9 protein-coding genes are annotated in these 8,785 nt (G+C 38.5%); 7 read left to right on the forward strand and 2 right to left on the reverse strand.

The genetic code is table 11. From position 1 onward, the window contains the following. The first annotated feature begins 159 nt into the window (after positions 1-159). The 3 genes from ACR2MV_RS13985 to ACR2MV_RS13995 all read left to right on the forward strand — a co-directional run bounded on the left by ACR2MV_RS13985 (position 160) and on the right by ACR2MV_RS13995 (position 4,158). Positions 160-1,320: a homogentisate 1,2-dioxygenase gene (locus ACR2MV_RS13985; protein WP_434022635.1), complete on the forward strand. Its 1,161-nt coding sequence runs from the start codon at positions 160-162 to the stop codon at positions 1,318-1,320. 10 nt (positions 1,321-1,330) lie between these two features. Further along, positions 1,331-2,488: a 4-hydroxyphenylpyruvate dioxygenase gene (gene hppD, locus ACR2MV_RS13990; protein ID WP_434022636.1), complete on the forward strand. Its 1,158-nt coding sequence runs from the start codon at positions 1,331-1,333 to the stop codon at positions 2,486-2,488. A 131-nt stretch (positions 2,489-2,619) separates the two neighbouring features. After that, the gene (locus ACR2MV_RS13995; RefSeq protein WP_434022638.1) at positions 2,620-4,158 is read left to right on the forward strand and encodes a YifB family Mg chelatase-like AAA ATPase; all 1,539 of its coding nucleotides are present in this window, start codon (positions 2,620-2,622) and stop codon (positions 4,156-4,158) included. Positions 4,159-4,189: 31 nt separating this feature from the next. Here ACR2MV_RS13995 and ACR2MV_RS14000 read toward each other — a convergent pair whose 3' ends face one another. Together ACR2MV_RS14000 and ACR2MV_RS14005 are read right to left on the reverse strand one after the other, a co-directional pair. After that, positions 4,190-5,026 (reverse strand): MBL fold metallo-hydrolase, encoded by an 837-nt coding sequence (locus ACR2MV_RS14000; protein WP_434022639.1) that lies wholly within the window; start codon positions 5,024-5,026, stop codon positions 4,190-4,192. Then, positions 5,023-5,418 (reverse strand): PAS domain-containing protein, encoded by a 396-nt coding sequence (locus ACR2MV_RS14005; protein WP_434022640.1) that lies wholly within the window; start codon positions 5,416-5,418, stop codon positions 5,023-5,025. Before ACR2MV_RS14005 ends, ACR2MV_RS14000 begins: the two co-directional genes overlap by 4 nt. A 170-nt stretch (positions 5,419-5,588) precedes the next feature. Between ACR2MV_RS14005 and ACR2MV_RS14010 the strand changes: the two genes are divergently transcribed. From ACR2MV_RS14010 to ACR2MV_RS14025, 4 genes are all read left to right on the forward strand, one after another. Further along, on the forward strand, positions 5,589-5,780 hold the full coding sequence (locus tag ACR2MV_RS14010; RefSeq protein ID WP_434022642.1) for a hypothetical protein: 192 nt from the start codon (positions 5,589-5,591) through the stop codon (positions 5,778-5,780). An 82-nt stretch (positions 5,781-5,862) separates the two neighbouring features. Next, positions 5,863-6,441: a hypothetical protein gene (locus tag ACR2MV_RS14015; protein ID WP_434022644.1), complete on the forward strand. Its 579-nt coding sequence runs from the start codon at positions 5,863-5,865 to the stop codon at positions 6,439-6,441. 8 nt (positions 6,442-6,449) lie between these two features. Next, entirely contained in the window at positions 6,450-8,126 is a 1,677-nt protein-coding gene (locus ACR2MV_RS14020) for a flotillin family protein (protein ID WP_434022646.1), read from the forward strand. Between the two features lie 109 nt (positions 8,127-8,235). Next, the coding region (locus ACR2MV_RS14025) for a zinc-dependent peptidase (protein ID WP_434022648.1) at positions 8,236-8,785 on the forward strand (550 nt) is incomplete at its 3' end.

The following is an 8,785-nucleotide window of genomic DNA, read 5'->3' on the forward strand; positions in this document are numbered from 1 at the left end:
TCGTTATATTTGTTAACATCGAAAGAACAGATATAATATGAGCTACTTTTTTGCCGAATTATTATCACTTCTTAAATTCTTAATGAAGAGAAAGCCCGAATAATTTCGGTTGTCTTCATGTACCTATCTTCTTTCTATTACTAATTTAAACTATAAGCTATGCCGAGATATCATACGTTAGGCAGCATTCCATCTAAACGGCACACTGTCTTTAAAGACGCTGATGATAATTTTTTATACGAAGAACTATTCGGAACCATTGGATTTGATGGTATGTCAACACTTTTATATCATACACAACGTCCTACTCAAGTAAAGAAAATCTTGAAATCATATGATGTTTCTCCGAAGATTGCAGTAGAAAAAAACATGAAATCTCTTAGTTTGAGAGGTTATGAGGTGGCTCCGGAAAAGGATTATTTAAAGAGTCGGGTGCCTGTTTTGGTCAATAGTGATTGTCAGATCAGTCTTGCCGCGACAAGTGAATCGTTACGGGATTATTTTTATAAAAATACAGACGCTGATGAGGTGCTGTTTATCCATAAAGGAACAGGAGTTTTGAGAACTATGCTGGGGAATATCAAATTCTCTTATGGAGATTACTTAGTGATTCCCCGAGGGATGATCTATCAAATAGATTTTGATACGGATGACAACAGGTTGTTTATTGTTGAATCACGAAATCCCATCTATACGCCAAAAAGATATAGAAACTGGTTTGGTCAAATGTTAGAACATTCGCCGTTTTGCGAACGGGACATGCATCCGCCAAGTGAGTTAGAGACCTATAATGAGGAAGGTGATTTTATTATCAAGGTTAAAAAACAGGATTATATACATGAGTATGTATATGCCTATCATCCATTTAGTGTTGTTGGCTGGGATGGATACAATTTTCCATACAAATTTTCCATTCACGATTTTGAACCAATTACCGGGAGAGTACATATGCCGCCCCCAATTCATCAAACCTTTGAATCTTCGGGATTTGTTATATGTTCCTTTGTGCCCAGACTATACGATTATCATCCACAGGCAGTTCCGGCACCCTACAACCATAGTAATATTGATTCTGATGAGGTTTTGTATTATGTAGATGGTGATTTTATGAGTAGAAATAATATTGAAGTAGGTCAGATTACGCTGCATCCGGCAGGCATTCCGCATGGGCCGCATCCGGGAGCCATGGAGCGAAGTATCGGAAAGAAGTCGACGGAAGAACTTGCGGTGATGGTGGATACCTTCAAGCCTCTGATGGTGACAGAACAAGCCTTAAAACTAGCGGATGATTCCTATTATAAAAGTTGGATAAATCATTAAAATTAATGTGATGAGTGATATAAAAAATGTAGAATACGGGTTGGAGAAAATATTTGAGGGAGCGAAAGATTTTTTGCCATTATTAGGTACAGATTATGTAGAGTTTTATGTGGGGAATGCCAAGCAGGCTGCTCATTTCTACAAGTCTGCATTTGGTTTTCAGTCTTTTGCCTATCGCGGGCTTGAAACCGGAAGTAAAGAGTCGGTTTCTTATGTCTTAAAACAGGATAAAATTAAATTGGTTTTAACGACTCCTCTAAATTCTAAATCGGACATAAATAATCATATTGTAAAACATGGTGACGGGGTCAAAGTAGTCGCGTTGTGGGTGGAGGATGCCAAAAAGGCCTGGGAAGAAACCACGTCAAGAGGCGCAAAATCCTATCTAAAACCAGTTACTGAGAAAGATGAACACGGTGAAGTAGTGCGCTCCGGAATCTATACCTATGGTGAAACCGTTCATATGTTCGTGGAACGGAAAAATTATAAAGGCACGTTTTTACCTGGTTTTATTGCATGGGAGTCAGAATACAATCCAGCACCCTGTGGCTTAAAATTTATTGACCACATGGTAGGGAATGTTGGATGGGGTCAGATGAACACCTGGGTGAAATGGTACGAAGACGTGATGGGTTTTGAAAATTTCTTATCATTTGATGACAAGCAAATTCATACTGATTATTCAGCCTTAATGAGTAAGGTGATGAGCAATGGCAATGGACGTATTAAGTTCCCCATCAACGAACCTGCAAAAGGAAAAAAGAAATCACAGATTGAAGAATACCTCGATTTTTATGAAGGTTCGGGTGTACAACATATTGCTGTTGCCACTGATGACATTATTTCGACAGTGTCAAAGTTGAGAGCCAGAGGAATAGAATTTTTAAGTACGCCTCCGGAAGCCTATTATAAAGCAGTTCCGGGCAGGTTGGATGAGTTCAGTCATGAGTTAAGAGAGGATATAGAAACGCTGAAAAACCTGGGAATAATGATCGATGCAGATGAGGAAGGTTATTTGTTGCAGATATTTACCAAACCAGTAGAAGACAGGCCTACCCTGTTTTTTGAGATCATTCAGAGAATGGGTGCACGAGGTTTTGGAGCAGGGAATTTTAAGGCGCTTTTTGAAAGTATAGAACGAGAACAAGCCAAGCGAGGTACTTTATAAATTAGAATTATAGAAACAACATTGTCTTATTTTTACTGAACCCTTCACTTCCGAACCTTTCGAAAGTGAGGGGTTCAGTCTGTTCATGTTTACTTTCCTTTTTTTCTGCACTTATAGTAAAGAACAGATTTATGCTGGTAAAGGTATATGGAAGTGCAGTGCTGGGGGTGGAGGCCATTACGATTACCATAGAGGTCAATATTGACAAGGGCATTGCCTATCATTTGGTAGGATTGCCGGACAGTGCAATCAAAGAAAGTAGTTTTCGCATATCAGCTGCCTTAAAAAACTCAGGGTTTAAATTTCCAGGGAAAAAGATCACAGTGAATATGGCACCTGCTGATTTGCGTAAAGAAGGATCTGCCTATGATCTGCCATTGGCTCTCGGAATTCTGGCGGCTTCTGGACAATTGGATTCAAAATTATTGGAGCGCTTTGTGATCATGGGAGAATTGTCTCTCGATGGTGGTTTGAACCCTATCAAAGGCGCATTACCCATAGCAATACAGGCTCAGAAAGATGGTTTTAAAGGCTTTATTTTACCGGAACATAATGGCAGGGAAGCTGCTGTGGTAGAAGGTTTAGAGGTCTATCCTGCTAAAAACATTTCAGAGGTGGTAAGTTTTTTTAAAGAACAAGAATTTCCAGACCCGATGAAAATTGATTTTGAAAATGAGCATCACCAAAAGAATACAGATCAAGAGTTGGATTTTTTGGACGTGAAAGGGCAGGAGACTATTAAACGATGTATGGAGATTGCTGCGGCAGGAGGACACAATATTATACTCATTGGTCCACCTGGATCTGGAAAGACTATGCTGGCCAAACGATTGCCTGGTATTTTACCCCTTATGTCCTTAAGAGAATCTTTAGAGACCACTAAAATTCATTCTGTGATGGGAAAATTAAATGGAAATTCAGGGTTGATCTACCAAAGACCTTTTCGATCGCCTCACCATACCATTAGCGATGTGGCCTTGGTTGGAGGTGGGACCTATCCGCAGCCGGGTGAGATTTCCTTGTCTCATAACGGAGTTCTTTTTCTTGATGAATTGCCAGAGTTTAAACGGAGCGTTTTGGAGGTGATGCGGCAGCCACTGGAAGATCGGGAAGTGACCATTTCAAGAGCCAAGTTTACAATTACTTATCCCAGTAGTTTTATGCTGGTGGCCAGTATGAACCCGAGTCCGGGAGGTTTTTTCGTTGAACAAGGACAGGAGTCACAGGGCGTTGTACACGATGCACGTCGTTATTTAAGTAAGTTATCAGGACCTTTACTGGATCGTATTGATTTACATATTGAATTGCAACCTGTGCCCTTTGAAGAGTTGTCAGGAAAACAATCAGGGGAATCGAGTGAAAGCATTCGAAAAAGGGTGAAGGCTGCCAGAGATATTCAAACAAGCAGGTATGCATCCAGTAAGAATATTCATTACAATGCGCAAATGAGTCTGAAACAGATCCGCAACTATTGCAAATTGAATGGCACTTCACAGGACTTATTAAAAACAGCCATGCATCAGTTAGGTTTATCTGCAAGGGCTTATGACAGGATACTGAAGGTAAGCAGGACAATATCAGACCTGGAAGGTGAGAAGGAAATCCAACCCAGACATATTGCGGAAGCTATTCAATATCGAAGTTTGGATAGAGAAGGGTGGATGGGTTGATGATCGAGCATTGCGAGAAACTAATTGCTCATTATGAAAATTCAAAGACATCATTTTCCTTTCCCAGAATCAAGTCGTAATCAAACTTTTTACGGCTTATGGATTCGGCCAGCATAAGCTCCAGGTCAGCATCCTTGTTGGTGGGATCATGATGGAAGAGCACCATTTTCTTTACTTTCGATAAGGTAGCGAAATCTATAGCATTGTCCATAGAACAATGCCCCCAGCCAATTCTTCTGTCGTATTCTTCATTATTGTATTGACCGTCATGAAAAAGGATATCAGCCTCCCGAGCGATATTAAATCCGCTGCACCATTCGGACGAATTCGGAAAATCGCTGGAACCTAAGGAGGGTTCGTGGTCCGGCATATATGAAATAACAGTACCATCGGCCTCACACCTGTATCCTACGGTAGCACCAGGGTGACATAAGTATTCAGAATGAATTGTAAAGTCATCGATTTGAAAACATGTATTATCAATTTCCTTAATCGCGACATGGGCGGGCAATTCATTGAGTCTTACAGGGAAAAAAGGAGGTGAAAAATACCGTCTTAGTCGAACCGTTAAACTTTCCGACGAACCTGAAGGTCCCCAGATGTTAATATTGCAATTTGGATTGTAAAAAGGACCAAAATAACCCAGGCCCATAATGTGGTCAATGTGCAGATGTGTCAGCAATATATTGATTTCATTGATTTCCGGATCCAGGGCTTTTCCCAGTTTTTGAATTCCGGAGCCACCGTCTAAAATCAAACAGGTCTTGTTGTGTTCAATCTGAACGCAAGAGGTGTTGCCGCCATATTTGTTTTTTTCGGCTCCTGGTGACGGCATAGATCCCCGGCAGCCCCAAATCGTAATTTTCATTTTTCTATTTTTTTCCAAAAAATGGCAATGCCTCCCAAAAAACGGTTGGGCCGTCCCATAATTGGGAAGGAGGTGACAGAAATTTTAAATTTTTTGCCTTTTAAGCTTTTAATCCAGAATTCTCCATGCGCAGGTAATTGCTCAGACATGGTTTGCACTAAGGGTAGCTCTTCCGGGGGAAGTACATTTCCATCATCATCTCTTGGTGTAAATATGGAGGACCATTCAGCCATCGGCATGGCTCCTGTTTCTTCATATCTCAAGCCAAGAAGTTCTTCAGCGGGCTCATTATAAAAAATCAGATTTCCTTCCGGATCTACTATAAATACGGAGGTAGATAATGAGTCAGCCAATTGACGACTAAGGATTACCTCTATTTCTCTTGAAGACATAGGAAGGTTTGAATTAAGGGTTAATACTTAAGAATTAAGACTGTAAATGATCTTAAATTATCCTGTAGATAGTATAAGGTGTTGATTATTATTACTTTAAATATAAGTAAATTCTAATAATTTTTTTAGTAAAAACTTCAGAATTTTGTATATCAAAAGTCAATTCCATTGTGCGAGAGAATGTTTTTAAAGAAATTTTTGATTTAAAAGTAACAAGGAATGAGCTTTTGATACCCTATTTTAATCTTGAATATTTTTCATTTGGAAGTACGGAGAGTTTGGTTTCAGAAGACCAGGTAGAGGGGGTGTTTTTATATATCAGTTGGAATGGGTTTATTGATTATCAGATAGATAAAAAGTGAATTGTAAATATGGATAAAATATCTTGTGATTTTTATAAAAAAAAATGTTTTTTTTTCTATATTCACCCTTCAAACCAAATCTATGAATCAGTTTTTTGAAGGGATGTCAACCCTTGAACAAGCCTATTGGGTGATTGCCCTGATAGGTTCTGTAATTTTTCTAATTATTTTTGTTTTAACTTTTATTGGAGGCGGAGATGTCGATATGGAATCGGATGCCGATAGCTTTTCAAGTGATGATGGTGGCGTTGGATTCCAATTTTTCACATTCAAAAATATAGTAGCTTTTGTTACCATATTCGGATGGTCTGGAGTCGCATGTATTGATGGAGGGCTTTCAGTTTCTCTCACCTTGATCATTTCAACTATATCAGGACTAATAATGATGGTTTTGACCTCATCTTTATTCTATTGGATGCACAAACTAGCTGCTTCAGGTACTTTAAATGTGCAGAATGCAGTGGGAGTGATTGGTGAAGTTTATTTACCGATAGGTGCTAATAGATCTAAAATGGGTAAAGTTCAAATAAAAGTGCAAGGAAGTTTGAGAGAATTAGAGGCCATCACAGATGCAGAACGTGACTTGGCAACTGGTACAATGGTTAAAGTTCTCGAAATTGTCAGTGCTGAAATATTACTTGTCGAAAAATTATCTAAATAAAAATCATAATGAATTTATCTCTATTAATGTTACAAACCGGAATTACCGGGGTTTACTTAATTGGCGCTGTCGTCTTTATCTTATTTGTATTCTTTTTTTCTATGGCACGTCGTTATAAACGATGCCCATCTGACAGGATTTTAGTGGTTTACGGAAAAACAGGAGGCGGGAAATCTGCGAAATGTGTACATGGTGGAGCTTCTTTTATTTGGCCAATAATTCAAGATTATGAGTTTTTAGATTTAACACCTATTTCCATCGAAGTGAACTTGACCAATGCTTTGAGTAAACAAAACATACGGGTTAATGTTCCCTCAAGATTTACGATCGGTATATCGACGGAACCCAGTGTGATGCAAAATGCGGCTGAAAGACTTTTGGGTCAAAACCTGGACGCCGTGCAGGATTTAGCTCAAGAGATTATTTTTGGTCAATTAAGATTGGTAGTGGCATCAATGGATATTGAAGAGATCAATTCAGATAGAGACAAGTTTTTATCTCATATTACTCATAGTGTTGAGGCAGAGCTTAAGAAAGTTGGATTGAAATTGATCAATGTAAATATTACAGATATTCATGATGAATCGGGATATATTGAGGCGCTAGGTAAAGAAGCTGCAGCTAAGGCTATTAATGATGCAAAAATCACCGTGGCACAGAAAGATAGAGATGGGGCTATTGGACAAGCGGTAGCGGTTCAAGATCAGAGGGTACAAGTAGCAGATTCTATCGCATTGGCGAAAATTGGGGAAGCAGAAGCAAACCAAAATGAAAGAGTTCAGGTAGCGGATAAAAATGCTACAGCTATGATTGGAGAAGCAAATGCGAATCAAAAAGAAAGAGTTCAAACTGCTGATGCCATGGCAAAAGCCAAAATTGGTGAAGCTGAAGCAGAGCAGGTAGAAAGAGTTAAAACAGCGACCGCAAATGCAAAAGCCATAGAAGGAGAAAATATTTCAAAAATTGAAATTGCTGAATCAGATGCCCTAAGAAGAGAAAGAGAAGCTGAAGCAGATAGAAAAGCAACAGCCGCTGAAAAGGTTCAGGCGGCGAAAGCTCTTGAGGAAGCTTATGCAGCGGAAAAAATTGCTGAAGATGCAAGAGCAATGAGAAAAGAGGCTGAGCAAGGAGCGGATATTCTGGTTCCTGCCAAGATAGATAAGCAAAAAATTGAAATCGATGCAGAAGCAGAAGCGGAACAAATTAGAAGAGTAGCCAAAGGTGAAGCGGATGCTATTTTCATGAAGAAAGAAGCTGAAGCAAAAGGTATGTACGAGATTTTAACAAAACAAGCATTAGGACTTGAAGAAATTGTAAAGGCTGCTGGTGATGATGCTAAAGATGCGGTCTTGCTCTTGGTTGCTGATAAATTACCGGAATTGGTTAAAACCCAGGCAGATGCCATTAAGAATATTAAAATAGATAAAGTTACCGTTTGGGAAAACGGAGGTAGTAAAGATGGGAAAACTTCTACATCTAATTTTATTTCAGGATTATATAAGGCAGTACCACCATTACAGGAAATGTTTGATATGGCAGGTATGAATTTACCTAATTATTTAAAAGGGGAAGAAGGCGGTCTGTCATCGGGATCGGAAATTCATACAGATACTGAGAAAAATACAGGACCTACATTAGAAATTACGAATGATAAAGGATCGACTAAAGATGGAAAATCAGAGTAAGGTTTCATTTTCTTTAGATTTGAATTAAGATACGTAGGTGACTGTAAAATATAGGCTTTTTAAATTCTTGTTAAACGACTGGGAACGCTTGAATTGTCATAAAATATTGATGAATTCGAGTTTCTATTACAGGAAATTATCTGATTTAAATAAGTCGATATTCTGCATAAGGACTTTAATTTTTTACAGGTCAACTAATTTCGATCATGAGAGAAATTTTGAATTGACCTTAGAAATGAAACTTTTGATTTCTAGTGCTTTTGTACAAATTACTTTTGGTCTTAAAAGAGACAGACTGCATATATTGAATAATATATTTATAGCTCCTAGAAATTATAGCTACAGGCATATTGATAAATTATTTAAGGGTGATGTCAACCTTAATACCAAAACTGTGAGTTTGGCATGGCCCGCCGTGCAAAATGGTTTTAACGCCCCGGATGATGGGATAAATTTATGCATACATGAATTTGCACATTGTTTGATTATTGAAAATTCTAAATCAAATTTTTTATCAGCTATTTTCGATCATAGATTATTAGAGAGTTGGAAAAAGCTTGGAAGGAAAAAAGTTCAGAAAATCAAAAAAAATGACTCCAACTTTTTGAGAGATTATGCAGGGACCAACCTGATGGAGCTTTTTGCGGTTTCCTTAGAAG

Source organism: Lutimonas sp. (assembly GCF_051011215.1).
Classification (GTDB): domain Bacteria; phylum Bacteroidota; class Bacteroidia; order Flavobacteriales; family Flavobacteriaceae; genus Lutimonas.

Coding starts and splice junctions, on each gene's coding strand:
- ACR2MV_RS14020 (WP_434022646.1), top strand. CDS start 6,450: ATGAATTTATCTCTATTAATGTTACAAACCGGAATTACCGGGGTTTAC.
- ACR2MV_RS13995 (WP_434022638.1), top strand. CDS start 2,620: ATGCTGGTAAAGGTATATGGAAGTGCAGTGCTGGGGGTGGAGGCCATT.
- ACR2MV_RS13985 (WP_434022635.1), top strand. CDS start 160: ATGCCGAGATATCATACGTTAGGCAGCATTCCATCTAAACGGCACACT.
- ACR2MV_RS14000 (WP_434022639.1), bottom strand. CDS start 5,026: ATGAAAATTACGATTTGGGGCTGCCGGGGATCTATGCCGTCACCAGGA.
- ACR2MV_RS14015 (WP_434022644.1), top strand. CDS start 5,863: ATGAATCAGTTTTTTGAAGGGATGTCAACCCTTGAACAAGCCTATTGG.
- ACR2MV_RS14005 (WP_434022640.1), bottom strand. CDS start 5,418: ATGTCTTCAAGAGAAATAGAGGTAATCCTTAGTCGTCAATTGGCTGAC.
- hppD (WP_434022636.1), top strand. CDS start 1,331: ATGAGTGATATAAAAAATGTAGAATACGGGTTGGAGAAAATATTTGAG.